Source organism: Thermosipho sp. 1070 (assembly GCF_001682135.1).
GTDB classification, from domain to species: Bacteria; Thermotogota; Thermotogae; order Thermotogales; family Fervidobacteriaceae; genus Thermosipho; species Thermosipho affectus.
Window position 1 is genome coordinate 797935 of the sequence record NZ_CP007121.1, and the last position, 26142, is coordinate 824076.

Annotated in this window: 29 protein-coding genes and 2 pseudogenes; 6 read left to right on the forward strand and 25 right to left on the reverse strand. The window is 30.7% G+C overall.

Features of this window, described 5'->3' with window-relative positions; all coding sequences use genetic code 11:
• Positions 1-2: 2 nt before the first annotated feature.
• The 10 genes and pseudogenes from Y592_RS03965 to Y592_RS04005 all read right to left on the reverse strand — a co-directional run bounded on the left by Y592_RS03965 (position 3) and on the right by Y592_RS04005 (position 11166).
• The gene (locus tag Y592_RS03965) at positions 3-713 is read right to left on the reverse strand and encodes an ATP-binding cassette domain-containing protein (protein WP_232218222.1); all 711 of its coding nucleotides are present in this window, start codon (positions 711-713) and stop codon (positions 3-5) included.
• Positions 694-837: a hypothetical protein gene (locus tag Y592_RS09165; protein ID WP_172799329.1), complete on the reverse strand. Its 144-nt coding sequence runs from the start codon at positions 835-837 to the stop codon at positions 694-696. The genes Y592_RS03965 and Y592_RS09165 overlap by 20 nt, the downstream gene beginning before the upstream one ends.
• Positions 838-1082: 245 nt before the next feature.
• Positions 1083-1673 (reverse strand): hypothetical protein, encoded by a 591-nt coding sequence (locus Y592_RS03970; protein ID WP_075665732.1) that lies wholly within the window; start codon positions 1671-1673, stop codon positions 1083-1085.
• 14 nt (positions 1674-1687) lie between these two features.
• The gene (locus tag Y592_RS03975; RefSeq protein ID WP_075665733.1) at positions 1688-4438 is read right to left on the reverse strand and encodes a hypothetical protein; all 2751 of its coding nucleotides are present in this window, start codon (positions 4436-4438) and stop codon (positions 1688-1690) included.
• A gap of 17 nt (positions 4439-4455) precedes the next feature.
• Complete coding sequence (locus Y592_RS03980; protein ID WP_075665734.1) at positions 4456-5985, reverse strand: hypothetical protein; 1530 nt, start codon at positions 5983-5985, stop codon at positions 4456-4458.
• 301 nt (positions 5986-6286) lie between these two features.
• The gene (locus tag Y592_RS03985) at positions 6287-7042 is read right to left on the reverse strand and encodes a class I SAM-dependent methyltransferase (RefSeq protein WP_077287316.1); all 756 of its coding nucleotides are present in this window, start codon (positions 7040-7042) and stop codon (positions 6287-6289) included.
• Between the two features lie 43 nt (positions 7043-7085).
• Complete coding sequence (locus tag Y592_RS03990; protein ID WP_143609921.1) at positions 7086-7673, reverse strand: glycosyltransferase; 588 nt, start codon at positions 7671-7673, stop codon at positions 7086-7088.
• Between the two features lie 104 nt (positions 7674-7777).
• A pseudogene (locus tag Y592_RS03995) lies at positions 7778-8350 on the reverse strand (tetratricopeptide repeat protein); the annotation flags it as partial.
• 212 nt (positions 8351-8562) lie between these two features.
• Positions 8563-9315, reverse strand: coding sequence for an acyltransferase (locus Y592_RS04000; RefSeq protein WP_075665738.1), 753 nt, complete (start codon positions 9313-9315; stop codon positions 8563-8565).
• Positions 9316-9771: 456 nt separating this feature from the next.
• Positions 9772-11166 (reverse strand): ATP-binding protein, encoded by a 1395-nt coding sequence (locus tag Y592_RS04005; protein WP_075665739.1) that lies wholly within the window; start codon positions 11164-11166, stop codon positions 9772-9774.
• Positions 11167-11603: 437 nt separating this feature from the next.
• Here Y592_RS04005 and Y592_RS04010 point away from each other — a divergent pair, with 437 nt between their 5' ends.
• Positions 11604-12767: a P-loop NTPase fold protein gene (locus tag Y592_RS04010; RefSeq protein ID WP_077287319.1), complete on the forward strand. Its 1164-nt coding sequence runs from the start codon at positions 11604-11606 to the stop codon at positions 12765-12767.
• Between the two features lie 524 nt (positions 12768-13291).
• Here the strand turns inward: Y592_RS04010 and Y592_RS04015 are convergent.
• Both Y592_RS04015 and Y592_RS04020 read right to left on the reverse strand, forming a co-directional pair.
• Positions 13292-14836, reverse strand: a complete 1545-nt coding sequence (locus tag Y592_RS04015) for an ATP-binding protein (protein ID WP_088368867.1) — start codon at positions 14834-14836, stop codon at positions 13292-13294.
• A gap of 541 nt (positions 14837-15377) precedes the next feature.
• Positions 15378-15923 carry a DUF7010 family protein gene (locus Y592_RS04020; RefSeq protein ID WP_232218223.1) on the reverse strand — a complete coding sequence of 182 codons (546 nt, stop codon included), beginning with the start codon at positions 15921-15923 and terminating at the stop codon, positions 15378-15380.
• A 333-nt stretch (positions 15924-16256) separates the two neighbouring features.
• Here Y592_RS04020 and Y592_RS04025 point away from each other — a divergent pair, with 333 nt between their 5' ends.
• The 3 genes from Y592_RS04025 (at position 16257) to Y592_RS04035 (ending at position 17514) form a co-directional block, all read left to right on the forward strand.
• Entirely contained in the window at positions 16257-16463 is a 207-nt protein-coding gene (locus tag Y592_RS04025) for a hypothetical protein (protein WP_077287323.1), read from the forward strand.
• 67 nt (positions 16464-16530) lie between these two features.
• Positions 16531-16818 (forward strand): hypothetical protein, encoded by a 288-nt coding sequence (locus tag Y592_RS04030; RefSeq protein ID WP_143609923.1) that lies wholly within the window; start codon positions 16531-16533, stop codon positions 16816-16818.
• Between the two features lie 435 nt (positions 16819-17253).
• Positions 17254-17514, forward strand: coding sequence for a hypothetical protein (locus Y592_RS04035; RefSeq protein ID WP_075665744.1), 261 nt, complete (start codon positions 17254-17256; stop codon positions 17512-17514).
• A 301-nt stretch (positions 17515-17815) separates the two neighbouring features.
• Here the strand turns inward: Y592_RS04035 and Y592_RS04040 are convergent, their stop codons facing one another.
• The 13 genes from Y592_RS04040 to Y592_RS04090 all read right to left on the reverse strand — a co-directional run bounded on the left by Y592_RS04040 (position 17816) and on the right by Y592_RS04090 (position 25139).
• Entirely contained in the window at positions 17816-18799 is a 984-nt protein-coding gene (locus Y592_RS04040; RefSeq protein WP_088368868.1) for a hypothetical protein, read from the reverse strand.
• 94 nt (positions 18800-18893) lie between these two features.
• Positions 18894-19568 carry a DUF2202 domain-containing protein gene (locus Y592_RS04045; protein ID WP_088368869.1) on the reverse strand — a complete coding sequence of 225 codons (675 nt, stop codon included), beginning with the start codon at positions 19566-19568 and terminating at the stop codon, positions 18894-18896.
• 57 nt (positions 19569-19625) lie between these two features.
• On the reverse strand, positions 19626-20075 hold the full coding sequence (locus Y592_RS04050; RefSeq protein WP_088368870.1) for a hypothetical protein: 450 nt from the start codon (positions 20073-20075) through the stop codon (positions 19626-19628).
• On the reverse strand, positions 19970-20314 hold the full coding sequence (locus Y592_RS09170) for a hypothetical protein (protein WP_172799330.1): 345 nt from the start codon (positions 20312-20314) through the stop codon (positions 19970-19972). Before Y592_RS09170 ends, Y592_RS04050 begins: the two co-directional genes overlap by 106 nt.
• A 100-nt stretch (positions 20315-20414) precedes the next feature.
• Positions 20415-21059 (reverse strand): CRISPR-associated DxTHG motif protein, encoded by a 645-nt coding sequence (locus Y592_RS04055; protein WP_075665747.1) that lies wholly within the window; start codon positions 21057-21059, stop codon positions 20415-20417.
• 164 nt (positions 21060-21223) lie between these two features.
• Positions 21224-21553 (reverse strand): sigma factor, encoded by a 330-nt coding sequence (locus Y592_RS04060; RefSeq protein WP_075665748.1) that lies wholly within the window; start codon positions 21551-21553, stop codon positions 21224-21226.
• Between the two features lie 100 nt (positions 21554-21653).
• Positions 21654-21842, reverse strand: a complete 189-nt coding sequence (locus Y592_RS04065) for a hypothetical protein (protein WP_077198147.1) — start codon at positions 21840-21842, stop codon at positions 21654-21656.
• Between the two features lie 13 nt (positions 21843-21855).
• Positions 21856-22068 (reverse strand): DUF2922 domain-containing protein, encoded by a 213-nt coding sequence (locus Y592_RS04070; RefSeq protein WP_075665756.1) that lies wholly within the window; start codon positions 22066-22068, stop codon positions 21856-21858.
• 40 nt (positions 22069-22108) lie between these two features.
• Positions 22109-22300 carry a DUF1659 domain-containing protein gene (locus Y592_RS04075; RefSeq protein WP_075665755.1) on the reverse strand — a complete coding sequence of 64 codons (192 nt, stop codon included), beginning with the start codon at positions 22298-22300 and terminating at the stop codon, positions 22109-22111.
• A gap of 380 nt (positions 22301-22680) precedes the next feature.
• Complete coding sequence (locus tag Y592_RS09095) at positions 22681-22842, reverse strand: hypothetical protein (protein ID WP_156858184.1); 162 nt, start codon at positions 22840-22842, stop codon at positions 22681-22683.
• A 6-nt stretch (positions 22843-22848) separates the two neighbouring features.
• Complete coding sequence (locus tag Y592_RS09340; RefSeq protein ID WP_083638890.1) at positions 22849-23079, reverse strand: ATP-binding protein; 231 nt, start codon at positions 23077-23079, stop codon at positions 22849-22851.
• A gap of 160 nt (positions 23080-23239) precedes the next feature.
• Complete coding sequence (locus Y592_RS04085) at positions 23240-23866, reverse strand: RloB family protein (RefSeq protein ID WP_088368871.1); 627 nt, start codon at positions 23864-23866, stop codon at positions 23240-23242.
• Positions 23850-25139, reverse strand: coding sequence for an AAA family ATPase (locus Y592_RS04090; RefSeq protein ID WP_088368872.1), 1290 nt, complete (start codon positions 25137-25139; stop codon positions 23850-23852). Before Y592_RS04090 ends, Y592_RS04085 begins: the two co-directional genes overlap by 17 nt.
• A 204-nt stretch (positions 25140-25343) precedes the next feature.
• On the opposite strand from Y592_RS04090, the pseudogene Y592_RS04095 reads away from it, so the two are divergent.
• A pseudogene (locus tag Y592_RS04095) lies at positions 25344-25566 on the forward strand (transposase); the annotation flags it as partial.
• Between the two features lie 286 nt (positions 25567-25852).
• Positions 25853-26044 carry a DUF1659 domain-containing protein gene (locus Y592_RS04100; protein WP_088368873.1) on the forward strand — a complete coding sequence of 64 codons (192 nt, stop codon included), beginning with the start codon at positions 25853-25855 and terminating at the stop codon, positions 26042-26044.
• Positions 26045-26142 lie beyond the last annotated feature (98 nt).

Consider the following 26142-nt stretch of genomic DNA (forward strand, 5'->3'; position numbering starts at 1 on the left):
AATCACCTCACAATTGTATAATCTTTTGGCTTTCCCTCAAATTCAATTTTACCATTTTTCATTGAAATTAACAAATCCGATAAAGGAAGGAAACGCTTAAAAAAGCGCGTGGCAATTATTAACGATTTTTCGTTTGAAACTACGTTTTGCTTTAAAATTTTAGAAACAACCTGCAAGTGATCATCATCTAAGTGGTCTAATATGCAATCTAAAATAACTATCTGAGAATTTTTCAGGTATGAGACAAAAAGAAGAGTTAATATCTTCTCCAAAACATAAAACGATGACAGGCGTGTCTCAAAACCGTTGGGAAGTGATTTTAAGATACCAAAATCATCCAATATTGAAAGATAACTATCAAAAGAAAGCAACTCCTCATCTGTAGCCAGTTCCAAAAATTCACCAAAAGTTAAATAATCTAACGCCTCAAAGAAGTTCGTGTCAATGTATAAAACCTTACTCCTCAAATCCTTTACATCATACTCAAAAAGGTCCTTTCCACATATATTTACACTTCCCACATACCTTATATCATTATACACTTCTTCATTTAATCGTGCAAAAGAGCGCAAAAGGGCAGATTTAGAAGAACCACGGGGTCCATAAAGTACCATGATTTCGCCTGTATTTAAAGAGAAATTAATGTTTTCAAAAAGCGGGATATTATTTGAATAGGCGGAAAAATCAATTACTTCAAGATTTTTCTTTTCCATTTTTTCCACCACTACTCACCATATCTTTCAATCTTTTTTCCAACTCCTTTTTCGCTTCCTTATTACCTGAGGAGGTTAATTTTATAAGCTCGATCTGTGATAATATCTTAACGTTCTTTGCCATACTACACCACCTCCGCTACAACATCTCACCTCTATTTTACACCTTTTTTATTAATTTTACTTTTAAGTGTTTTTACATTTTTTCAAAGAAAGTTACGGTTGAGTGTGAATTTTTTCTCTACCAAAACAAAAACAATCACAAATACTACATCTTTAAAATAGAATATTTATCCAAGATTAATACTTTAATATTTATTTATACTTACAAATTTTAAAATAAATGGGCACACAATGTGCCCATTTTACTTACTTAATTTGAATCCTTTTTACCTTAACATCGCCCAAAGCCTCTGTTTCAATCCGTTTTGTTCCAACTATACTTTTACTTAACACAGATATCAAATAATTCCCCGCTATTATATTTTCATCACTTGATAAAATGTCTCTATTTTCTATCCACTCTTTATCAAGCATATCATCCAGCCAAACGTTAAATTTTGCTGCATTGAGTTTATATGTATAAAGTACAATTTGACCTTTTAGGTTTTTTTGAATTTCGGCAAAGTTTTCCGGTAAATCCTTTTTTATTTTGAGGTTAATAGTTACCTTTTTTCCATCAAATGTGTATGTATAATCAAACATATTTGTATCAAGTACCACACTATTTATCTTTGAAATCTTTTTTTCTACCCCAACTTGCCTATTAGCCAATACAATATCAAAGCCATTTATCTTTCCACTAACGTATACATCCTTTCCATATGGGTCTTTTATTTCAACTAATGTTTGAATATTTACTACCTTATCTGTGGAATTACTCACACCTCTATTAAAAATACCACAACTACTTAAAATAACTAGCAACGCTATACCCAAAGTATATATTATTTTCTTCATAAATTTTCCCTCCCTTAATTTCCAGAATACTCTATATTAGTAGAAGGCGGTGTATATCCATACATAACCAAGAATACGTTTAAATCCATTTCATCTATTACTCCATCTTTTTCAGAAAATCCAGGAATATATCCCCTATTTGGTGGCATAAAATCAACACGCGGCCCTATATCATATGTGGGATCATATACACCATTTTTTTGATAATTATACAAAGCATTTCTAAACATTAGATAATCATCTATATCCACAACTCCATCTAAATTAAAATCTCCAGGTAGCGTTAAATATTTATTTGCAATAAATTTATTCTTTGAAAGTAATCCTCTTTCAACAGGGTTGTTTTTTAGTTGTGTATAAAGTTCTATGTTAAATAAATCAAAATACCTTGCTTGATTATTAAAGTAAAGATAAGTATTAGTTGCAAAATCCAACCACAAACTTATAGTAGCAACCCTCGTATCTTGTGAAACTCCACTCCTTGAAATTTCTTCAAAAACAAGCTTTAAATAATCATCTCTTGTAACACTTAAATCCGTATTTTCCACAAACGATGGATTTACATCAATAGAAGTTATTGTGGAAAGAGACATGGAAATTTCAGGACTTGTGAGTGTTGCATACAATGTACTTGACAAAGCTCCTTTTGCAGCATCTATTAATATAAACGCCCTTGCTTTGCTTTCCGCGTACATTGGCACAACAAAGGTTACAGTACCTGTAAGTTCCGTGTAGTAAATTTCAATATAAGTAGGCGCACGCTTGGTATCATCAACTCCTAAGTTTAAAGTATCAATAGATTTATAGTCAAAAGATTTATATCCCCACAAACTATTTGAATCCCATTGATATACCTTCCACTTATACGCAAAAGCAGTAGAAGGTATAGTAATACTGGTAAATGGTGTGTATGCATCTATCGTCTTTACCGTTTCGCCCTTTCCAAAATTTACCATTTCAGATGCAACGCTATCCGGTAAGTTGTACTTTATTAGTATAGCATACGTAGAATCTGCTAAAATATCTGCTTCTTTATCATCATATCCAAATAAAATAGTTGCTTGATTACTTTCAAGATAAGGAACATCCAATCCTGGTATCCCAGAATCAAATTGTCTAAATGCAAACGTTGCATCCACAATTGGAGAACTAATAACATTATTTGTTACGTTGCTTATAAAAGAATCGTTAAAAAGCAAGGTTGTAGTAGTTTCTGTTGCAAATTTTATTAGTAATTTATCAAGACCAGCTCTTCCAGATGGTATTGGATCATTTACCGATTGATCTGTGTTATTCAAATTTGGATTAGTTGTGTATTGCACCGTTGTATGCGATGAAATATCACCACTATCAGATATTGAAACAACTGTCGCATCAAACAATATTCCATATTTACCATTTGTATCATTTAAATTCTCCTTAGAAAGCTCTATTCCAGAATACCAATCTTTTGCTTTTAAAGTGATACTAGTCCGGAATGTTGGTGCATCGGCATCAACAAAACCTGTTCTATACGAATTTTGACCTTCCATTGCCCAAAAACCATATGGTCCCTTTGCATCTACAGTATATGCATACACTTTATCATGGCTTGTTGTAAATGCTATGATATAAACTTCTTCATTTACAGAAGAAAGTGGAACCATTGCAGGAGAGCTTATAATTGAAAATGTTTCACTTACATCTTTTTCCCATTCTTTAGCAAAACTATAATCATCATAGCTCATTGAATAAACCACTATCTTACCAGAGCTTTCCGCATTAAGTAATGTAAAAATATAAATCTTATTTTCTGAAGATTTTTTAAACAAAAGAGGTGTAGTGGCAAATCTATATCCAGATCCAAAATCGTTGTAAATGGAATATGAGGCAACTTTAAACAAGTCATCAGAAACTCTTACTACATGAATTGTTCCAAGGTCATCAAAAACATAAACGTATCCTTTTGAGTCAACCAAAACACCAGCGGCCATACTGGAATTTCCCAATTTTATAAAATCTACATCTGAGTTTACCCCTTCAGGTGGAATCCTATACAATGTACCTCCACGACTTACAGCGTAAATAAAACCTTCACTATATGCCATTGGTGTTTCAAAATCTCCACCCAATTGAATCTTATTAACGTTTGCCGTTAAATTAAAAGAACTATCAAGCGCTATTTTGTAAAAATTACCACTTTTATCTAAAACAAACAATGCGTCTTTTTTTGGAGATAAAATAGGTGCTATTTCTACAGGTCCATCGGTTCCATAAAAATCATTTGTAGTGGTAAATGTATCAGTTCCCATATCGTAAACCAAGTGGTAGACTCCATGCCCTCCATCCAAACCTATTCCAACATATATGTGGATGTTACTTCCATCTGCAAATGCTACAGCTGCCCTTGATACATTACCGCTAATTTCTACTTTTTTACTTGTGGCATTTGTCCTTACATTAACATAGCTTTTTCCATTGTAATTTGAAGTAACATACACAATGTAATTATTATTGAGTATTATAGGATAACTTATATGTTTCCAACCAACTCCTCCATCTGGAGTTCCATAATTCCCCGTTATATTCCCCAATCTATTTATAACATAGTAATACGAATCTTTACTTAAAAAATGTATATCTCCCGTCTGCTTTACTGCAACACCACCACCTTGGACATATCCCGTAGGAGACAATTCGATATAATCATTTTCCCAAAGCGGTGATATATTAATAGCTAAAACAAAAACTGAAATAATAGAAAACAAAAAAACCCATTTTTTCATCTTACACACCTCCAAAATCAGTATCCTGTTATAACGGTAAATACATCTTCTCCTGTATATTCATTCCCTTCTTTATCCTTCACTCCTTTAACAAATAGGTAAAAATATCCATACCCAATAGACGTGTTAACTGTAAAAGTTGCCTGTTTTTCATCGTTTGAAATCTCACTTAAATTCATCTCCAAAACATCGTAAAAATCTGAATAGTGATCTTCTCTTATATACAACACAGGTGTAGAAGTCTTTGATATACCTCCTGGATCTTCAAAACACACGCTTATAGTGTTACTACCAATAGGTATCCTATTATTATCCGTCTTATCTAAAACCTTCCCATTAACGGTCATAGCTTTTAACTTAGGTGCGTTAGTGTCATTTACAGATACAAATATTTCATTTATACCTGCTCTTCCACTTTCATCTTCTGCATATACCGTTATATAGTGTCCACCTTCTTCTACTATCCACTCAACATACGTTTGATCTACCGTTTCAAAATATTTCTTACCGTCTATAAAGTATATAATTTTTCTAAAATTTATACTTTCAACCGGCACCACAGAAATTATCGTAGAATGTCCCGGGATAAGATTTGATTCATTGGAAATTGCTATCTCAAAATTTAAATAAGTATCCCCTATTAATATTCTTTTTCCTATCATAGATTTTTTACCTAACCAGTCAGTTGCCTTAACTATTAACGAGTGATCTCCTGTTTCTAATTTGTTTAACTGTACCGGGATATTTTTTAATTCTTTTTGATCCACACTATCTTGTAATTTTAACTCTCCATCCAAATAAACCTCATAACTTGAAAGCTTTACATCATCTGAGATATCGACATTTATTAAAATATTTGAATTTGTTGGGTAAGAGAATTTTGAATGTATTACAATTTGCGGTGCCTCATTATCAATAGGTAAAATATTTAAAGAAATTTTTGTGGAATCTTCAGCACCTATTAAATTATCGACTTTTATGAAAAACTCTTTATCACCGCTTTCATCGAACTTTCCCAAATTCAAAAATATCTCTCCAGGTTTTAGCATAGTTGAAATTTCTTTTTTTCCATATTTTGAAAGACCTTCTGTTTCTATATTCACCTCTGGATTTTTGGAATTTACGTCTAAATACAATATTACATCATCACCTACAAAAATCTTGCTTGGAATAACAGATATATTTTTTATCAATGGCTGTGATGGATCATAAACGTAAAGTTTTGGTTTATAATCCTCGTATTTTTTTCCATCCAAAAGAGATATAACACTTGCCTTTAGTGAATATTTTCCAGGCTTATCAAAGGAGACATTTATCGTTTCTGGAACTTTTCCAAAATTTTTTACTATCTTTCTATTGTACTCATCAACTATTTCCAAGGTTCCACTTTTTGCGCCGATCAAATCTCCACTCACGACTATCTGCGCTTCTTTTGAAGCCTCCACCACATCAGGTGCAATTATCTCTAATTTAAAACTATCATCATTTGTTGTACATGCCATAACAATAAAAAGTAAAACGGACAATAAAATTATTATTTTTTTCAAATTCCCACCTCCATACCTCTCACGTATTATTTTTCTATACATATTTTTTGTTACCCTAAAATTTAAATGAATGTTCTTCAACATTCCCCAAAAGTGCTATAGCAAGAATCATTCTAGTTACTAAAACTATTGCTATAAAAAAGCAACACAAGGAAAACCTGTGTTGCTTTTCATTTACAACAACTTACTAACAAATCATTTCAATGAAATTTCTAGACATTTCATAGGTAAATTAAACGTTTTAAAATATCACTTCTTTCATTAATCTGCATGCTTTTTTACGTTTTACTCCAATTCCGTTTCAAAATTCTGCAATAACAAGCACTGTATCTCTAAAAATTGAATTTGAAAATTTTTCTGGTATGTTTTTCAAATATCTATCAAGAAATACTAGATTCTTTACCTTAAAACCTGCCAAAGTTACGGTTTTCATCAAAGTAAAACCTGAAAACCAATATTTATGGTCAGTATTTACAATTTCCATATTGTTAAACCCTTGTATTATATTTTCCCATCTATAGGCATTCGGAGCAGATACAACAAGTTGAGTCGCTTTAAGTTTCTTAATAGCTTTTAGAAATTTTATTGGATTATGAAGATGTTCTATTACATCAAAAACAACTATACTATCCCAGTTTGTTTGTTTTATAATATCTGGTAATTCATAATAATTTTCAATATTAGCACAAATTATATTTTGAATTCCATACACATCTTTCAAATAACGCACTGCTTCACAATCAATATCAATCCCCCAAACTTCTCTAGCTACTTTGAGTATGAAATTATGAATCCACTGTTTAGATTTAATTTTCATACCAATTATATCCTTATGATCAGCAAATCCTATATGCAAAACTCTTTTATCTTTCAATCGAGATTCTATAAAATTTTTTAAATCTTTGTACTGAGGTGTAACATTGTAGTTTATTATTAGACCTTTGTCAAAATATTTTCCTTTAAGATATGGTTTAAGTTTTTCAAAATCTTCATATGCGGATAATTTATTATTAGATGTATCTAATCTTTCCTTTTTTGGGTTTTTGTTAAGTATTATTAATTTTTTTTCTCAAAACTCTCCTCGTCTGCTAAAATATCACTTAAAACTTTTTTACTGCATTTATTTGATCTTTAAATGTCCATTTTCTATTGGTAACATATTGCCTATAGTAAATAGAATTGTAGTTGTTTTCAGTAATTATTCTGCATGCTTCTTCTATATCATTAAATATCCAACGCTTCTCATAAAGCTCTTTTGCCCCAAAAAAATTGTGTATCACAGGTTTTATTCCTCTTGCCATTGCTTCCATAATATTATAGGGATGTCCTTCATGAATACTTGTAGAAAGTACATAGTTTTTATCTCTCCACCATTCTTCCATATCGTCTACCCACCCATAAAAGATTACATTATTCTTTAACCCCATTTCTTCAACCATATATTTTAAGTACAACTCGTATCTGCTATCTTGAAAATCTCCTGCAATATGAATTTTGTAATGTTTATCAATTTCTGTTAGCTTTTTAATCACCTGAAGTATCATAGCAGGATTTTTCTTATGACTTATATGTGCTACCCACGCTATGTTGTATCCTTTACTTCTTTCCATGAAAGGTATCTTTTCTAAATCGATTCCATTGTAAATTATTTTACTATCTATTTTTCCTGCAAGACTTGGAAATGTCATTTTCAAAATTTCTCGAATATGCGGAGCTACAAAAATTATTTTGTTCACGTTATTCCAATTTATTTTTAAAGGAAAATTGGTAAACACTTCGTAACTATGTAATCTCACGAGAACTTTTTTTCAACAATTCCTGGATAATTTGTTCCTATCACTGCTGCTTCGTTGGCCCACTCAAACCATACTATATCAGCCCAGTCTATACTTGCCTTTATTTCCTTATCGTTCCTCACTGCCCACCGTTGGATCCAATATTCATCTGATAAACCTTTGATCATATCATCTATGAAGTTATCAAGCCCCATTAAACATATTATCGCAAGTCTTTTTTGCTTCTCTGCTTTCTCTATCCGACTCTTTAATTTTTTCAGTTTCGCATTCAAAGCTTCTAAATTTTCTGCTGGAGCGTATGATAATGCTTCGTTTATATGCTCAGCTGCTTTGTCGAAAAAACCCTCAAACATGTAAGTTTCAGCCAGTATATCATGCACCATCCATTCCTTAGGTGAAACGTCGAGAAGTTTCAACGCATACTCTTTAGCCTTAGGGTATTTTTCAATTTGTAGAAACATTTCTGCAAGGTTAAAAAGCGCATCCAAATTTTGTGGGTCAAGCGATAATGCTTTTTTAAAGTTTAATATCGCTTTGTTTTTTCTGCTTGTACTGTAATAAGCAAGACCAAGTGCGTTATATTAATAAGGCGTTTTCGCTTTTCCATCAAGAAGTTCTATAATTTTTTTGTATTCTCCGTTTGCTAAAAATTTCTTAATATTCACTCTACCCCTCCCAACGTTATTGCACATTCAACATAACAACATACATTTTTTCTTTAAATCGAACCATATGACTATCTCTAATCTCTACAACACTCGCCGCTCTCTCCAGCCTCATTTCATTTTTTGTAATATGTTTGATTTATTAACAGCTGCTCATCTGGTACATCTTTTAAAACCTTTGCAGGAACACCTGCCACTATCTTTTTTGCAGGAACATTTTTTGTAACTACAGAACCAGCTGCTACAAGTGCATCTTCTTCGACAATCACACCTGGGAGTATTGTTGCATTAGCCCCTATTCTTGCTCCCTTTCTTATAATCGGCCCTTTAAAAAATTTCTTTCTTTTTTCCGTTCTACCAAGAAAATTATCATTTGTAAAAGTAACCTCCGGAGCTATAAAACAGTAATCTTCTACTACTGATAAAGCAGTAATATACGCCTCTGTTTCTATTTTTACATATTTTCCTATACGAGTTTTATTTTCAACGGTTACTCCTCGACCTATTATAGTCTTTTTACCTATTCTCACCTCTTCTCGTATACTAGCCAAATCCCCAACAAAAACAAAATCCTCAAGAATAGCTCCTTTATAAATAACACAGTTTGCACCCATCGTCACAAAGTTACCAATTTTTAACGGTTTTAGCTCCTTATCCTCAGTAGTGGCTGAAGTAGATGCTTTAAATGGCTTTTTTCCAAGAACTGTGTTATCTGATATCACAGATCCACTTCCAATAATAGTTCCAGAATGAATTACCACATTATGTCCTATAATAACATTATCACCTATCACAGCATCTTTTTCTATAACCACATTGTGGCCAAATGTCACATTTTTTCCAATAATTGCATCTTTGGATATGCACATCTTTTATTCCTCCTTTCTATTTATATTGTTTCATTATAACAAACCAAAATCCTATAAACTCGGATAAGTTGGCAAGATTAGAGAGGTTGGAGAGTGTTGGGACTTTTTTGTCATTCTGAGCGCGTATGCGCGAAGAATCTTATATTTTTACTAACTTTCTAACTTATCCAACACTATCCAATCTATCTAATCTCGCTAACACTCGCTATCTAAGATTCTTAACTTTGTTCAGAATGACAGAAAGAAAAAGATAAGATCCCTCGACTACGCTCGGGATGACATCTTGAGGAGTGAAGCAACGAAGGGGATGTCATCCTGAGGAACGAAGTGACGAAGGATCTTATACACTCGAAAAACCATCCAAGATTCTTTGCACGTATTGCTCAGAATGACAAAAAAACACTAACTTCGCTAATCTTGCCAACCTTTCCAACTCTCTTTTTTATTTCTCTATTTTTAAAAAAGATTAATCAAATCATTTAAACTAAACAATAGGATATTTCCACTAACCTTTGAAAAATTAACAACTTCATCTGTAAAACCATTTTTTGAAAAAAATACGTAAAATTTGTTTTTAAAATCAAACAAGACACTTTTGTCTATCATCTTTTTTACAATAGTCATATCAACCAAACCATTTTTCCATTTGCATTCTCCAAAAAGGATATTTTCTTTATCATAAGCAACTATATCTATTTCCTCTTTTTGCTTTTTTATAGGATTATTTCCCCACCATTTTCCTATTCTTTCAAAAACAAATGGTAATTTTCCATTTTTATTCATCTTTTTTAGATATTCAAAGGCTATATCCTCAAATACAACCCCCAAGTAATCATTTATAAACGGTTTAATCTTTTTTTCTAACACGGTATCCAACAATCCTTGCTCAATTAATTCCCTATTTTCAAAGACAAATCTGTACCAAAATCTGAAAAAATTGTCTTTAATTTTAAAAATGCTGCTTCTTCCAGTTTTGCCTATTGGTTCTGGTTTGATTTTTTCAACTATTTTCAAATTAATTAGCGTATCTATATATTTCGAAACCTTGGCATTATTAACTTTTATTTTTGTAGCAATTTCATTTAATTTTGTTCTTCCAGTCGCAAGTGCTTCTAAAATAGAATTGTACAACATTGGCTCTCTTAACTCTTCACGCAATAAAAATCTTGGCTCTTCGTATAAATAGGACAACTTATTTAAAATTTTTTGTTTTACATTTTCAAAAACATCCAAATTTTCATCAAAAGTTATTAGATATTGAGGTGTTCCACCTAAAATCCCATACACACTAACTTGACGTTTCAAATCATACTTTAGAAAGAACTTTTTACTATCAAAAAAATCAAATGTTGTGATTTCAAATTGTGCGGTTCTCCTACCATACAATGGACTTTCATATCCTAAAACCTCTTTTTCCATAAAACTAACATACGAACCACAGATAATCAAAAATAATTTAGTATTTTTTAAATGATGATCTATCAATTTTTGTAAAATCGATGGTATACTTTTGTTGGAATTCACAAGATATTGAAACTCATCTATTACCACAACCAGCCTTTTTTCCTTTGACCTTTCACCTAAAAAATTAAATGCCTCTTCCCATGTTCTAAAACTACTTAAACCATTTAAATGAAAATATGAAAAAACTTCTTTTGAAAACTTCTCTAAAGATATACTGTCTACAGATTCATCAGCTACATAAAAAATACAAGGTTTTTCCTTGCAAAACTCTAAAAGTAAAGTAGTTTTTCCAACTCGTCTTCGACCATATACAACAACAAATTGAAATTTATCATCTTTGTATAATTCATTCAAACTTTTCAGTTCTCTTTCTCTGCCTATGAACACATTGTCACCCCATCTATATACTTATAAGTTACTAACTTATAAGTAAGTAACTTGTGAGTTAGTAATATTACACCATAAAATAACATCAAAAATACAAATAAAAATTAAAACTCCTACTTTGTCATTCTGAGCATATGCGAAAGGTATGCCATCCTGAGGAACAAAGCGTCGAATGGGATGTCATCCTGAACGCATGTGAAGGATCTTATACATTCGAAAAATCATTCAAGATTCTTCGTCACTTCGTTCCTCAGAATGACAAAAAGCTCCAACTCTCTCCAACCTCTCCAACCTTGCTAATCTCGCTAATTCTTATAGGAATTGTCATTTGTTTTTTTGTCACAACTGTCACAATTTGTAGACAGTTGTCACATAAGTCACAATTTGTGCTATAATATCTTTGAACGGTAAATAAGTTTTTCAATGGCGGTGAGATAGTGAATGAAAATGAAATAAGAGAAATCCTTCAAGCGCTTTATGATACTCCCTTATCTTCAAAAAATCTGCTTGTTAATAGGGATGAAGAAATAAACTCCCTTAATGCCATATGTTTTTATCAACCAAAAGGGGTGTATGGTCTCTGCGGTGAGACTGGTGTGGGAAAAACAACAATACTGAACTTTATCGAACCTGGTGTGGGAAAAAGAGTTTACGTAAGGCTTACAGAAAAAGAAAGTAAAGAAATAATAATTGGTGATATGCTGTACAAACTTGCCAAAGAGATAGAAAAGCATGAAGAAAAAGGCAAGCTTTTAACTACTGCAAAAAAATCAATAGAGTTTATTATTGAGGAAAGAAGCGAGACCAGGTCTATAGGAGCAAGTGGGGGAATTTTTGTTAGTGGAAACTTCTCAAAAACTACTACTCACACAAGAAAATTTAATATCTATCATGCTTATGAGTTGTTAGATGATATTCTCAACTTATTAATTGAGAAATATAACAGAATAATATTACTTATAGACGAACTTGACAAAGAAAAAAAAGAAGAAGTACTAATAATTTTAGATTCATTAAAAAACATATTCGATAAACAGGGATTGATAGTAATACTATCTCTCCCATTTGCTATATATAGAGAATATGCAAAAGACAGATTAAGATGGAACGAATCTGGTAATCTGGAAAATATTTTAAAAGACACTTATTTTTTAGAACCTCTTAGCAATGAACAAATACAAGAAGTAATCTTAAAAAGGCTAAGAAAATATCCTGACTTTTTAGATAGCGATGCTTTATACGAAATAGCAAGATATAGTGATGGAAACCCAAGGGATGCTTTATGGATCTCTCAGCAAATAGTTTTAAACAACCTTCACAAGAAAAGAATAACAGGCAATATCGCTGTAAAAACCATTAAAAAAATCACAAAAAAATATTTTGAAAATTCATTACAACTTACAGACCTTCAAGAGGCAGTGCTAAACACCATAACCCAATATGGCAACAGAAATATAATTGTGAAAAAGCTGGAGGAAAAGGGTATAAAAAGACAAACAGCGTATACCTATATAAATCGTCTAAAAGAAAATGGATTAATCATTGAAAGGAATGGACAACTAAAAGTTTCCGGTAAAATATTTTATATAATATCCAAGTAGTATTCAAATAATCTGTCACAACTGTCACAATTTGTAGACAATTGTCACATAAGTCACAGATAAAATTCTTCACCCGCTTGCTACTCAAAAAGACAAAAAGCCTCTTAGATTCCTCACCCTTGCAGGTTCGGAATGACAAAAAAGGTGTTCACACCTTCAAGAATTAATAGTCCATCGGAAGTAATACTAAAACACTTTACAAAATAAAAATGTTCTCTCAATCAATATTAGCTAGACTATTACACCATTCCCATGTAATATTTTTATAGATTAAAGGAAAAACCTAAATTTTTTCTAATTCTTCTAAACAATAATGAACCTTATTTATCCTTTTTTTGTACATTTTTATTTTCCCTCTTTTATATATACATTTTTATCTTTACTTTTACATTTTTTCTCTTATATCAAGTAAAACAGTAACGGAGTCAAAAAAAATATCATCCGAAAGAAGCAGGCAGGCGAAAACTCTTAGATTCTTCAGCGGTTTGCACCTCAGAATGATAAAAGAACTACAACACCCTCCATCATACTCTTTCCCATTCAAAGTATGCTATATTCCTTTCTTCCTTGTCAAATTCTACTCCTATTATGTATATCTCTTTGCACTTTCCTTTATACTTTTCATGATATCTTTTTTCTTTTAGCTGCTCTAGTGCTCCCTTTTTCTCTTTCCCTTCTATTACTTTAAATTCAAATATATAACATTTTTCTTCAAACCTTACAGTTAAATCTATCCTTTCTTTATTTGTTACATCCTCTGCTTTTACCTCTATCCCTAGCGCTGCAAAGTATGCATAGAACACGCTTGCATAAAATCCTTCGTATTTCTCTATATCATTTTTCCTGTACCAATCATTCGGTATCGATGCAAAAAATGCGTGAAATATTTCTTTCATCTTTTCTATTTCTGACTTTATTAATGCTTCTGAAAGTTCTATCTCACTTTCTGCCTTTTTTTCCGGTTTTTTTGTTATGTAGTTTAGTATGTGATCCATAAACGATGTCCTTACTTCTATATTTGGATATGTAAGATAATATGTCCTTTTCCCAAATATATCTTTGTATCCTTTTATTGTTAAATATCCCGCTTGAAACAAAAGCGTTGTTATGTTCATGGTTTCTACATCAAAGCTTTCTATTATCTCTTCACCCGCCCTAAGATTCTCTATTTCCGGTAGATAGTATCTTTCTTTCATTAATAGCTTTATCAAAAATGTTGGCGTTCCCGTTTCAAACCAATATGGCCTGTATATCTTTTTATCCAAAAATAATAATACATCAAATGGATTGTATACCTTTTCCCCTAAAAAATTGTACCCATTGTACCACTTTTTCATCTCTTCTTTGTCTACCCCTTCTAATAACTCTTTAAATCCTTCTTCTAATTCTTTTTGCGTTATACCACATATGCTCGCATATTTTGGATCAAGTGTTATATCGTTTAAATTGTTTAACCCAGAAAATATCGATACTTTCGAAAATTTGGTTACTCCTGTTATAAATACAAATTTTATATATTCATCTGCATCTTTTATCACCGAATAAAAGTTTTTAAGGCTTTCTCTCATCTCTTTTGCTATCTCTTTCTCTTCTATGTTGTCTAATATCGGCTTGTCATATTCGTCTATCAATATCACTACTTTTTCTTTCTCTTTTTTGTATACCTTTTCTATTAGTTCTATAAATCTATTCTTTATACTTTTCTCCTCTAGTTTTATATCGTATCCTTCTGCGTGTTTCCTTAATATCATATCCTGTGTTTCTCTTAGTTCTTCCTCTGTTTTATGTACCCCCGCTCCAAAGGATATATAGATAACAGGATATTTTTTACTCCAATCCCAATTGTTCTCAAGGTATAACCCTTTAAATAGTTCCTTTTTTCCCAAAAATGCTTGCCTTAATGTGTCTAAAAATAAGCTCTTTCCAAACCTTCTTGGTCGTGAGAGAAAAAAATATCCCGATGTCTCTTCACTCAACATCTTTATAAATCTCGTCTTATCTACATAATAAAACTCTTTATCTTCTCTTAGTTTTGCAAAACTTTGTATCCCTATCGGTAATCTCTTCATATCTTCCACCACCTATTTGGTCTTTACGTATATATTCTAACACTTAATAGCAGTATAGATAAAATAGGATATTTGATAATAGATAGAGATGTAGTAAATATATTCTTTCAACTAATCTCAAAAAAATATTATCATCTTTTTTTTTTAACTTCTTTAATTTCTTTCTTCGATTATAAAGCTTCATATTACCTCATCTATAATTATATGGCAACTACCATAATGTTATATATAATAACGGTCAACAAACATATTAATTTTTGTAAACCTTATAGCACTATATTTTCTAATATAACTTCAAATATCTTCAAAGAATAAGTTTGATTTTAGAGTCATCAAACTTAAATAATACTTCTCAGGTTTATAAACAAAACTACTAACCATTGCCAGAGGAATCTTTCTCCGTCATTTTGAGGATGTAGGCTCCTTTGTTACTATGTTACTCAGAATGACAAAAAGAGGAAGTGTCATTCAAGATTCTTCAGCGCTTTACACCTTTCAAATGACAAAAAAATTTCAACACTTGCCAATCTCACTAATCTTTCTAAGCTTCTTTTTTCTTATAATCCTTATACAAAAGTATAACAAGAACAATTAAAAAAGCTATCATTACTGCAGGTACAACCCATAAAGTATCCAAAGCTAATTTAAGACTAACAAGTAAAATTGATACTGACATAAAAACTGACATCACCATAAAAATTTTAGTGCCATAATACCAGCCATATGGAAAAAAGTGTGCGCTCGTTATCATGGCAAGAAAAATTATCATTTCTTCGGGCCTTTTTATCATAGCCCATATCACTATTGGATAATATATAAGCTGTGCTATGTTTAAATAAAATCCCAAAATAGAAAGAGGATTATCGTCTATCTTCCATTGTGCCTTAAAGATTTTTGAAAAAAACATTGCAAGCGGAAATAACAAAGCCGTAGACCATAAAATCAATGAATTTTTTGTTTCTAATGAAAATGGGGATAACAATATAACAAGCATAACTCCCCAAACCACAGAAGCAGATAGTAAAAACGCTATTCCATTTTTACACTTTACAGATAACTCTTCCTTCCAAACCTTTAAACCCATCATCAATCCCCCCACCACTATTTGTTATATATTTCACACACAAAACAAAACATCACACACATTTTAACATACCGTTATAAGAACGTCAATTAAAGTTAGAATTCCCTAAAAAAAGAAGAAACAAGTATTATAAAAAGCGTATTCAATGGGATGTCATCTAAGATCCTTTGAGTATATGCACTCAAAATGATTAAAAAGTTCAATACTTACCAATCTTTCCAACTTTTTTTCATTATTTTCTGAACATATTCATTAACTATTATCATCTGGAATATTCCAATAAATCTAAATATAACTTTTCATTCTTGATATAATTTAGGTATTAAATAATGTTGTTTGTTTAAATACAGAAGAAATTATTCAAATCTTAAAAACTATACACAAAAAACAAATAGCGGTAAGCTTTCAGATTATTGGGATAACTTTAAACCACTTTCCATAGCTTTTTATGACAATTCATATGTATACATAATAGGTTTTGACAATCCTCCTAAAAACTTTATAGAAGAACAAGGGATTTTCATAGGAAAATGGATAGAATGAAAACTTTGTAGGAAATACTGCTATCAATTTCAACGGAAAATATATGGGAATATGGAATATCTCAACAATGGATAAGCTCGAAACATTTCCATTTTTTTATTCGAAAATAGTACACGAACTCTTCCATGGTTTTCAATTTCTAAATAAAGATAAAAGATTTGCAAATGAATTTCTTGCCTTTCAATATCCATTCACCTTGGAAAACATTGCCCTGAAAATCTTAGAAAGAAAATACCTTTTAAAAAGTGTTTTTGAAACAAATAAACAATTAAAAACAGAATATGTGAAAAAATTCATATCCTTTAGAGAAAAAAGACGACACTTAATAAATAATTTCCTAGATTACGAGCTTTGATTAGAAAGTACAGAGGGAACTGCAACGTATGTAGAATATAGAGCATTATTAGATGAAAGCAAGTTTCCAAAAAGCTTCTTAATTTCATTGTTTGGTGAAGATTTAATAAAAATTAAAGATTTAAAAAACTTTAAAGCCAGTTGTTACTCAACAGGCATGTATATCTCACTCCTCCTTGATCAAATAACTCCCAATTGGAAAACAAACTATACAACTTTCAAAAAATAATATCTTTATAACTTTTTGCTTGATATTGTAAAATATCAACCATCTGACTTAAAAGATTTACTTGCATATGAACAAACTAAAAAACTAGCGCAAATACTAATACAAAAACGTTAAAATGACATAGTCCAAGCATTCGAAACGTTTGAAAAAAACAACGGCTACAAAATAGTGTTAGAAGGAGAATTTAATCTATCGGGATTTGATCCCATGAACATTCTCAAAAAAAATAATTTGCTGCTACACAAAACATTCTTGAAAATTAAATTTAAAGAGAAAGAGTTGTTTATAAAAGGTCCTGCTGTATCTGAAATGGATAATAATGTATGGAAATACAAAAAAATTATTTTCTTTTCAAGTCAAAAACCAAAAATTGTAAGAGGAAATACGATTGAAATTGACGATGTAATTAAAATAGAAGGCACACTGTATGAAAACAAAGCAGGATTTTTCATAAAAAATAGTGTATAGATAATGACAAGGTTTTGAGTAATCTACGTAAAAAGAGAGCACGTAATGCAAAGGGAGCTTACACACTCGAAAAAACATTCAAGATTCTTTGTGCATATACACTCAGAATGACAAAAATCCAATACTTGTCTTGTTAAATACCCTCTACTTTTCCCATATGGATGTTTTATTTGAAAAAGTGAACTTATCTATATTATTTTGCCTTATTTAAACTTTCTACATTATTTTCATAATATTTGTGCAGATTAACAACTAACTTCCTACTTCTATAAAAATATATAACAGTATCTACTTTACTACCCTACACTAAACTTTCCATAGCTATTTCTAACATTTCTTTTGCAGAATACTTCCCCGTGTCATATAATTCTCCATAAATTCTTAAATACTTATCCGATTTAAATTGGATTAAATCATAAGTAAGCTCTTTTGCAAGTACCATAGTATTGTAAAATTGTGCCAAACATTCATATGCCATATAAAACTGTTGAAATTGCTTTACCTCAGCTTGGGTTTGCAATCTATCATTGGAAATAAATTTTTTTATCATAGGAAGGCCCAAATCTATCAATATATGAGTACCAACCTCATGACTTATAAAATCAAGCAACCAATCTAACCTGGAACCAGAATAAAAAACATTTCTATCATACCCTAAGGAATTAGCGTTTGGACCATTTTCTATGGAAAATACAAAAACTATCTGATATTCTTCAAACTTAAAATCAAGCCCAGTTACCTCTTCCCAAGACCTGATAAGATCCAACTTTTCTAACTCTTGATTTACAACTTTTGCTTTTTCCTCAAGTTTTCTACTCACATCTGGCCATACCATCGATTCATAAGACGAGAAATTTTCCTTATAAATTTTTCCCACTTTTTCAATAAGCTCTGCTTTATCTTCTATATTCTTAAACCACTCATCATTTATTTCTGGAAACCAAAACCTTCTCTTTTTAACATAATCAGCATACTCTCTTAAAAAATCCCCTTTTGTTCTTCTCTTTAAAGCCTTTAGCAATAAATAAAAATACTTTTGCAGCTTTTCTTCTGAGTCAAGATTGAGGTATGCTGGGAAAAAAATTAATGGATCTACAAGCTCTGAGGCAGTCCCATTTTGAAAACTAAGAATCTCTCTATTCATTTTAAGAAACTCAAGGTCCTCTTTTCTCAAAAAACAAGAATAGTCTTTAGTATAATCATTTTGAAAATTTACACCAGAAGCCGCAAGAACATGAAATATATAATTTACCCCCTTCTCAACTGTTGCAACCACTTTCTTCAAAAAATCACTCCCTCCCAAATAACCCGCCATAATCTTCACAGCTTGTATACAGTCGTTACACTAGTCACAGAAGGTAATATTCTAGATGCTAAATTTATTTTACCGGCCCCCTTTCAATAGATGTGGATATTATTGCTTCAAACTCTTCTTTTGTTATATGTTGTGGTGTGTAATCTCCTCCTATATTCTTAAGATTTCTGTAAAAAGACCTCATGTGATTCCTTGAACCTTTCATTAAATTTTTGTATACAGCTTTTATATCTTCGTTGTCTGTCTTTTGAATACAAGATTGAAGGTCAGCTATATCAAGGTCCTCTATTATCATACCAACCACCAAAGCGTCCTTGTAGGATTTTGAACCAATCTCAATAAGTTCATTATAAAGCTCCTGGATTTCTTGATTTACAAATTTTCCTTCTACATCTTCTTTCACGGGATCATCTATATTGTATTTGTCAAGTAATATCTTTACAGTATCCATATGTGTTTGCTCAGATTTTGATATATTCAAAAATATCTGTACTTTCCAAAGTTCATAAAGCTTGAAATACACATCTCTTGCAAGTTTTTCTTCCTCTCTCATAATCAAAAGCCCACTTATTTCATCTGATGAAAGTGTTTGTTTCGGCATAGAAATAAGCTGATCTTTTATAGAAGCAAAATCAAAACCAGCATTCATCCCATTATTTAAAGGCACGTTAGGTCCAGCTGCTATAAATAACACCAAAACAATTCCCAAAAATATTACCACACTAAGTTTTTTTAACATACTATCACCTCCTAGATAAATAATACACAAATAACCTTAAAACAATCTTAAAATACCCTATTTTATATCAATTTCCAAAATCTCTCCCACTACATACGGATTTTTTTTTTGTTCATCAATTGGACGTTTATCTGTTGCTATTACATACGAAATTTTTCTTCCAAAATTTAATTTATGCGAAACTTCTTTTACAATATACCCCAAAAGAGTTGTTCCACCTGTTAAGTTAACTACAATACTTCCAAAGCCTTTCAGAAATTCTTTTGCTTTATCAATTGCACTTTTAAGTTCATCAATCCCTTCAAATGGATCATCTATTAAAAGCTTTTCACATTCTCCTCTAAAATTTGCTTCCTCTTTAATTTCATCTAAAAGCTTTTCACATTCCCTTGAGGTTATTACTACAAGTTTTTCTGCACTGTATTTTTTAACACAGTAAAAAGCGCTCCTTGCGTTGTACCAAAAGGTGATAGTATAGCTGTTTTTGAGACATCTCTTTTCAGACATTCTTTCATAAAGTTGTTATTTTTAAATTCATCTAACGGCGTATCTATCAACTCTTTAACTCTTTCACACAAGGTACTTTTAGAAAATCCAAAATGGGAAACATAATTACGTGCTTTTCTAATACTTTCATTTATACAACCTTGAAATTCTCTTGTTTGTGTATCAAAAAATTTATCACTTAAATTTTTTTCATAAAGAACAATATTTATGTAAAATTCCCTTGCAAGTCTTAAGGCCATACCTATATCTTCTGTTTCATAGTAAAACTTTATAAGTTCTTTTTCAGATTCTAGCTCATCTTTATTTAAAATTACTTTTCCTTTATTTGCGTCAAGTTTTTCATACCTTTTGCGGTGAAAGTTCAGGGATAAACTCTTCTATCTCATATAAAAATTCCCTATTATTCAAACACTCCACAAGATTGTTTATATTCTTTTTTAACTCTTCAACTGAACCAAGCCTTAAATAAAAACTAAGTCTTTCTAAATTTTTTCTTAAATCATTTAATTTTTTAATATCTTTTTTAAACTTACCATTTTTTGATTTTTCTTCTTTAATTTTTACTTTAATCAAACTTGCTAAACTCTTTGTATAAGCATACTCTTTAAACAACTTTGCCGCATACAACCAATCTATGAACTCTAAAACTTCTCTTTTATTTAAAGCCCTTGTTTCATCTTTATCTTTATAATATTTCCCATACCAAATTCCTGTAATTTTTGAATTTTTCGCCTCTTTTAAATACATAGCCGCTACAAGTAAAACCATTGGAAACCATCTAAATGCATGGGTAATATCTATTTCAACTTCATCATTTTCATCTATAACCCTTAAAATCTCTTTCAAAAAATCTTTTATTGATATTTCTTCTGATATATCAATTACATCATAATGTACGTTCTTTCTCTTCAATTCAGGCTTTGCATGTTTTATCCAATTTTCATTACTTTTTGCATCTTTAGTTAAAAAGAAGATGATTTCCAAATTTTTCGAATCTTTTTTTTAATACTCAAAAAGTGCTAATGGAAAAATTCTCTGTCTTACTTGAACTTTCACCATATCTTCCCGTACCCAAAAATGTTAAAAGTTTTTTCATAAAATCCCCCATGTTTTTTTATAAAGGTTATAAAAGATGGTATAATTTTTTATTATTCATACTCTCCTTGCATCTCTTTAAAAATTTTGCTTTTTTCATCATCTCCTGAAATATAATCCATTTTTAATGGTGTAAATGGGAAATTTTTACAATATGGTGGTTTTCTGTTATATTTTAATATCGAAATCAACTTATTTTTTACAAAATTTAATACAAACATCCTCTCATTTCCTCTTCCATCAAACTTTTTTAGCGCGCATAGTAATATATACCATATAGTTTGTTTTAAGTCTTCATATGACTCACATTTATAACCATACCTTTTAAAATACCTCCCTGCTATCATATCAACCTCTTTTTTATACTTTTCATATACATTCATTAAAAACCCTCCCACAAAAAATTAAGAATATATACATAAGTATACCACACATACCAAAAAAACAGGAGGGGACATTCCCCTCCTGCAAAACTTTATTTAATTAAAACATCACATTTGTAAGATAATCTATTGCAGGAGATAAAATCAAGTGCAGCATTTCCCTTGATATATCAATGTTTAAATCATCGAATATGTTATCAACAAGTTCAATAACTTCTTTCTTTTTGTTTTCTCCATCTCCTGGTCTTTCTACAAGAATCATAAAAAGTTTAACCACATCCCACAACATATTAATCACCTACTTACTGAATTAAATCAAGAACAACGTTTGTGTTTGTTTCAATAACACGTGCTTCATCAAAAACATATCCTGCTGGTACAAGCCCATTGTCTATTAAACTTTGTGCGTCTGTCTCAAGTTCTGCCGAATCAATATTTTCTATTGGTTCAGGAATGTTAATTCTTAAACTTTTTCCCTCTGTTTGATTTCTAAAAACCAAAGCCAACCTTTTCATCCCTATCACCCCTTAATATTTTTTCATTCAAATATCATTATCACTCAACTATCTCATAAGTTACAACCATGGCACTATCTACGGAATAATTTGTGTATTTGTCAATAATCTGGACAATAACATTTGCCTTAACAACATCCACAGTATCCCCAACATTTAATGTTTGTCTTTTAAAAACTGGTTCTCCATTTGCATCTGTGCCTGTAAGATACTTAATAGAAAGCTTTTTCATATCAATACCCCCCCCAAAAATTTTTCTGCACGCTGCCGGCCGCGTACATATAAATATATCTACACAAGAAATTGGATTTAACGTAATATATACAAATGTATAGAGATTGTTACATAAAAATTTTTGTAGTGTTCTATCAAATGTACGAATGACCAAGAAAGGGAATGGGGAAGACCAGAGAAATGGTATTTAAGCTCAAATAGATTTGACAACATGAAATCTGTTGTTGACTTTACTGAAACATGAAAAACATTCAACAATAACAATAACAATAACAATAACTAATACTCCGTTCTCAGAATAAAGCGATATACTTGTTTTTCCTATACTATATCAAACAATATTAAATAGATTATTGCACCATTCTTACGTAATTTTAATTAAAGGAAAAATTTGAATTTTTCTCTAATTCTTCTAAACAATAATATCCAAATAACAATAATGAATCTTATTTTTCTTTTTTTGTATATTTTTATCTTGACTTTTAGATACACCTCAACTACAAGTAAATCTTTACCATCTCTATTTTCAACATATATCAAGTATAATCATCTATCACGTACCATATTATTTATTCTATCCATTAAATGAACTAGTTCTTTATCTGGCACACCACCTATTTCCTTTGTTCCGTCTTTTATTACAAAAATTACATTTCCACCTAAATCATTTGCAAATGCAACAACAGTTTTTAAAAATGACTTTTTATTTCTACTAGAAAGTTTTTCTTTAAACTCAAGATTTTTATTTTCACCTTTCTTAATTTCATTAAGTATTATTCAATCACCTTAGAGTCCAAAAACAAATTTAAAAACTTGGCATAATTCTTTTCTAATTTATAAATCTCTTTGTTCATTATCGAAAGTAGTTTTTTTTTAGTTTCTTTTATTACCCAAATATGATTCTTTTGAAAAATATCATCTTTATTTATTAAAGTTTTTATTTCAAAAATTTTTCAAGTTCAATAACTAATTTATAAACAAGAGTAGAAGGATTCTTTGAAGAAGGTTTTGTATTACCTTGCTTTTTGTGCTCATTTTCCATCCTTTTTGCATTTTCAATAGCTACATATTTTTTATCAACAAATCTATAATAAACATCACCAAAATTTTTCCTGTATACAGGAAATCTATCTTTTAGTTTTTTTATACAATCTTTAGTTGTTAATGGTGTATTATAATAATCAAAATGCAACAAAAACCAATATTCAAAGCATGGAATAGAATATGCAACGTTTATCTTATTTTCATAAATTGCCTTGCTAACAATGCTATCAAATTCTTCATCACTTAAATCATCTTTATCAAAAACAATCCAGACTTGGTCATATGTTATATTTTCATTTTTTATTTTACTTTGAGTAAATTTTAATAGAGACTTGGCGGATCTTCCTTTCCCTATGACTTCTATTTCTACGTTTGAAATTCCTGCATCTTTCCTAAAACCATCAAAATAAAACTTCTCCGTTTTTTCACCTTCACAAACTATTAATATTATAGGTTTTGGAGGCCGAATATTTTTCCTACGTCTATTTTTACTTTTAAAAAAGTTACTTTTCTTTCCCATACCTGTCAAACCCTTCTAAAAAATATTTTACAAAAGGTACTGCTCCATACCTTCCTTTCAAATACTCTTTCTCAAAATTAGCTTCTTTCCTGACAGATTTTATTTCAAGCAAAGAATACAATTCAGAGCTTCCATTCTTATTTTTATCAACAAACCAGATTTGATCTTTTCTAAAAATTTTAGGGGTTAAAATGGAAGTGTTATGTGTAGTAAAAACCAGCTGAGCATTATTTTTGTTTTTTTCGGAGTTAAAGAACTCGACTACTGCTTTTAATAACGTGGGATGAAGCTGGGTATCTAATTCATCTATAAACAATATTTTTCCCTCTTTTAATGCATAAATAATTTCACCAATTATATTGAAAAGTTTTTTTGTTCCAGCAGATTCTTCTTCTTCAAAATTAAATTTTTCTACATCAATAACATTTCCATTTTTATCGTATACATTATGATATGTATAAAGTTTTACATTAAATAGCTTATCTGGTTCTCCAATATTAGCATCTACAATCGCATTTTTTACCAAATCAGGCAACTTCGATATATCTATTTCATTTTTTGTATATTCGAAATCTACTATATCAAAGTCTGCCTTTTTTAAAAAACTAAGTATTTCTTCCTTTGTAATTTTTCCTTTTTCAAATAAATTTAGAGTTTGAGCCGGAGAAGAAAAATAAGGAAATTCCCACGTTATAACGTTAATCTTTTTGAAAAAACTAACTATTTGTCTTGCAAGCTTACTATTCCATTGAGCAAGAGAAGAAAGAAAAAGTGTGTTTTCACTTGTTTTCTCTTCCACACCTTTTGCTTCAGAAAAATTCCCTCTTTCTATCTTTTGGTCTATTCTTTCAAATATCTTAGCTTCTTTTAATCTTTTGTTTTCAAGATTTGCGCGAAACAACCATTCGCTTTTAATTTTTTTACCATCAACTTCAAATCCATATCTATATATGAAATTTCCATTGATAAACCTACTCTCAAATATTGTAGATTCTTCTAAGCTTTTGTGATTTAACTTAAATTTTTCAACAACCGGAAACAAATCTTCGGAAAAAAGGTTAGAACTCAAAATAAAAAACCTATAAATACTCCAGGCTCTAATAAAGTTACTCTTCCCTCCAGCATTTGGACCATAAATAGCAGCACTTTTGAGTAAATTGAATTTTCCTTCTTCGAATACCGCTGGATGCTTTTCTTTCCCATCTGCTATCATGGAAAATTCTGTTATTTCTTTAAAAGAACGGTAATTATAAACCTTGAAATCAACCAACATATTACCACTCTCCCAGAATGCAAAAATATAAGCACTTATATTCTATCATATTTGTATTATAAAATCAAAATTTGTTCACTTTTTGCAAATCGCGTGTTTATCTTAAATATTTATTCAATTTTAATTATTTGTTTTTAACCATTAATAAAGTTTGGTAGATAGCATTTGGCAGTGTGAAATAAAAGCTGTAAAAACAAAAAAGGAATGAAAAATCTTTTCACCTGGTTTTTGAAGATAGTTATGGAGTATGAAGCTCGTTTGCAAGCTGGTGCGGGATATTATGAAAGAACCGCGAATAGAAAAGCGCAGGGTAGAAAAGGCGTTAAAGAATGCTATTGTCGAATCATATCTTCAGGGTGTATCTACACGTAGGATAAAAGAAATAGTATATAGTTTAGGAGTAGAAAAAATATCAGCGGGGACAGTTTTTTGTACATTTTTATTTTCCCTTTTTTATGCATTTTTATCTTGACTTTTACATTCGAAAGACAATCCAAGATTCTTCGGTGCTCCGCACCTCAGAATGACAAAAAACTCCAACATTCTCCAACCTCGCCAATCTCTCTAACCTTCTAACCTCTCCAACACTCGCTAATTATGTGTAACAACATCTATACATTTGTATATATTACGTTAAATCCAATTTCTTGTGTAGATATATTTATATGTACGTGGCCGGCAGCGTGCAGAAAAATTTTTGGGGGGGTATTGATATGAAAAAGCTTTCTATTAAGTATCTTACAGGCACAGATGCAAATGGAGAACCAGTTTTTAAAAGACAAACATTAAATGTTGAAGATACTGTGGATGTTGTTAAGGCAAACGCTATTGTCCAGATTATTGACAAATACACAAATTATTCCGTAGATAGTGCCATGGTTGTAACTTACGAAGCAGTAATTTAATCGCACGTACGTGCTCAGAATGACAGCAAAAAGGAATGTCATTCCAAGCAGTTCCCTTCTTTTGTCATTCCGAGCGCATGCGAGGAATCTTATTTAAA

What these genes read in the sequence shown, in the direction of transcription:
- Y592_RS09170 (WP_172799330.1), bottom strand. Translation starts at nt 20,314, where the DNA reads ATGGCCTTAAGACTTGCAAGGGAATTTTACATAAATATTGTTCTTTAT.
- Y592_RS04030 (WP_143609923.1), top strand. Translation starts at nt 16,531, where the DNA reads ATGGATAAGCTCGAAACATTTCCATTTTTTTATTCGAAAATAGTACAC.
- Y592_RS04050 (WP_088368870.1), bottom strand. Translation starts at nt 20,075, where the DNA reads ATGTCTGAAAAGAGATGTCTCAAAAACAGCTATACTATCACCTTTTGG.
- Y592_RS03975 (WP_075665733.1), bottom strand. Translation starts at nt 4,438, where the DNA reads ATGAAAAAATGGGTTTTTTTGTTTTCTATTATTTCAGTTTTTGTTTTA.
- Y592_RS04075 (WP_075665755.1), bottom strand. Translation starts at nt 22,300, where the DNA reads ATGAAAAAGCTTTCTATTAAGTATCTTACAGGCACAGATGCAAATGGA.
- Y592_RS09165 (WP_172799329.1), bottom strand. Translation starts at nt 837, where the DNA reads ATGGCAAAGAACGTTAAGATATTATCACAGATCGAGCTTATAAAATTA.
- Y592_RS04020 (WP_232218223.1), bottom strand. Translation starts at nt 15,923, where the DNA reads ATGATGGGTTTAAAGGTTTGGAAGGAAGAGTTATCTGTAAAGTGTAAA.
- Y592_RS04065 (WP_077198147.1), bottom strand. Translation starts at nt 21,842, where the DNA reads ATGTTGTGGGATGTGGTTAAACTTTTTATGATTCTTGTAGAAAGACCA.
- Y592_RS03970 (WP_075665732.1), bottom strand. Translation starts at nt 1,673, where the DNA reads ATGAAGAAAATAATATATACTTTGGGTATAGCGTTGCTAGTTATTTTA.
- Y592_RS03965 (WP_232218222.1), bottom strand. Translation starts at nt 713, where the DNA reads ATGGAAAAGAAAAATCTTGAAGTAATTGATTTTTCCGCCTATTCAAAT.
- Y592_RS03990 (WP_143609921.1), bottom strand. Translation starts at nt 7,673, where the DNA reads ATGACATTTCCAAGTCTTGCAGGAAAAATAGATAGTAAAATAATTTAC.
- Y592_RS04060 (WP_075665748.1), bottom strand. Translation starts at nt 21,553, where the DNA reads ATGAATGTATATGAAAAGTATAAAAAAGAGGTTGATATGATAGCAGGG.
- Y592_RS04000 (WP_075665738.1), bottom strand. Translation starts at nt 9,315, where the DNA reads ATGTGCATATCCAAAGATGCAATTATTGGAAAAAATGTGACATTTGGC.
- Y592_RS04045 (WP_088368869.1), bottom strand. Translation starts at nt 19,568, where the DNA reads ATGTTAAAAAAACTTAGTGTGGTAATATTTTTGGGAATTGTTTTGGTG.
- Y592_RS04035 (WP_075665744.1), top strand. Translation starts at nt 17,254, where the DNA reads ATGAACATTCTCAAAAAAAATAATTTGCTGCTACACAAAACATTCTTG.
- Y592_RS04015 (WP_088368867.1), bottom strand. Translation starts at nt 14,836, where the DNA reads ATGAAGAGATTACCGATAGGGATACAAAGTTTTGCAAAACTAAGAGAA.
- Y592_RS04085 (WP_088368871.1), bottom strand. Translation starts at nt 23,866, where the DNA reads ATGGGAAAGAAAAGTAACTTTTTTAAAAGTAAAAATAGACGTAGGAAA.
- Y592_RS04100 (WP_088368873.1), top strand. Translation starts at nt 25,853, where the DNA reads ATGAAAAAGCTTTCTATTAAGTATCTTACAGGCACAGATGCAAATGGA.
- Y592_RS04090 (WP_088368872.1), bottom strand. Translation starts at nt 25,139, where the DNA reads ATGTTGGTTGATTTCAAGGTTTATAATTACCGTTCTTTTAAAGAAATA.
- Y592_RS04070 (WP_075665756.1), bottom strand. Translation starts at nt 22,068, where the DNA reads ATGAAAAGGTTGGCTTTGGTTTTTAGAAATCAAACAGAGGGAAAAAGT.